Genomic DNA, 1,342 nt, shown 5'->3' with positions numbered 1-1,342 from the left:
AGACCAAGAAGAGCCTGTCAAATCAGCTGTCAAGCGCGAAATCTTCCCGACCTTACCCATGGAAATCGTTACATATTCTTGCTCAGGATTCAGCGTCTTGAAACCACGCGTATAATTCATCAAGTCAAGGACATCTTGTTCATTGTGGGCCATGACCGATACCTTGACCAATTTTGGAGAAAAGCTAGTTAATTCCGATAAGATCTCCATCATATTTTCTGGTGTCTCTTGGAAATTATGGTAGCTGAGCACAAGATTTGAAAATTCCAACATCTCTTCAAAGACGTCACGATGACTATAAAACTCGAAATCGATATAATCCGGATGATAGATAGATTGAATATCTTTCAGGATCCCAACATATTCCTCATTGGTCAGCTCCATCTCTCCACCTTCAGCTCGAGTCCGTAAGGTGAATAAAATTTCGCGTCCAGCAAATTTTTCAAATACTGCTGGAGCAACGGTTAAGATCTCGTTTTTTTCTAAAAAGTCCGCACGCCACTCAATGACATCCGCATCATCGTAACGCGAACCATCTAGTTGTTGCGCCTCTTCTAAGGAGCGAGGCATAATCGACACAACTAACTTCATACATCCACCCTAATCGTAAATACTTTTAAGTAATTACTACTTTCTTCTTTCTTGTTCCATCGAAAATCTCCCGGAAGGCCGTATTCTGCTACATAACGATGTTTACGCCCTTGAAATCCCTTTTCGATTTGTTTTTTAAATTTTTCTTTGGTCACATTTGCCGCATTGGTACTGAGAATCAAGGTCCCACCTGGATTTAAAATCTCGAGGGCCTCGCTCACCAACCGATGGTAATCTTTAGCGACTGAAAAGGTCCGTTTTTTATTCCGCGCAAAACTAGGCGGATCGAGTACGATCACATCATAGCTTAGCTCATGGCGTTTGGCATATTTGTAATAATCAAAGACATCCATCACGACAAAACGATGATCATCCAGCGCCAAGCCATTTGCCACAAAATGCGCTTCTGATAATTCTCTACTTCTCTTAGCCAGATCGACCGACGTTGTTTCAACTGCTCCACCCATTGCCGCAGCAACAGAAAAGGCCGCCGTATAAGAGAACATATTGAGCAAGGACTGTCCAGCAGCTAAGCCATCGACCAAACTTCCTCGAACTTCATGCTGATCCAAAAAGATCCCCGTCATCAAGCCATCATTGAGAAAGACTTGGTAAGAGACCCCATTTTCCTGAATCAAAAATTCTTGCGGAGCTTCTTCACCATACACATGGGCCGATTCATAGTCCAAGCCTTTAAAGCGAATCTTTTCATAGCCCCCTCGGACTTCAGGAAAAACTTCTTGAAAGGCCG

General features: G+C 43.0%; 2 protein-coding genes. Both read right to left on the bottom strand.

Annotation, left to right across the window (positions count from 1 at the left end; genetic code table 11):
- Positions 1–591: type I 3-dehydroquinate dehydratase (locus tag SPADD19_RS05645; RefSeq protein ID WP_241496488.1), on the bottom strand; the 591-nt coding region annotated here is incomplete at its 3' end.
- A partial coding sequence (locus SPADD19_RS11570) for a class I SAM-dependent rRNA methyltransferase (protein ID WP_164905851.1) occupies positions 588–1,342 on the bottom strand: 755 nt, incomplete at its 5' end. The genes SPADD19_RS11570 and SPADD19_RS05645, both read right to left, overlap by 4 nt.

Source organism: Streptococcus parasanguinis (genome assembly GCF_001578955.1).
GTDB lineage: Bacteria > Bacillota > Bacilli > Lactobacillales > Streptococcaceae > Streptococcus > Streptococcus parasanguinis_U.
Note: the sequence above shows the minus strand (reverse complement) of the source record. Positions and strands in the feature narration are given on the sequence as shown.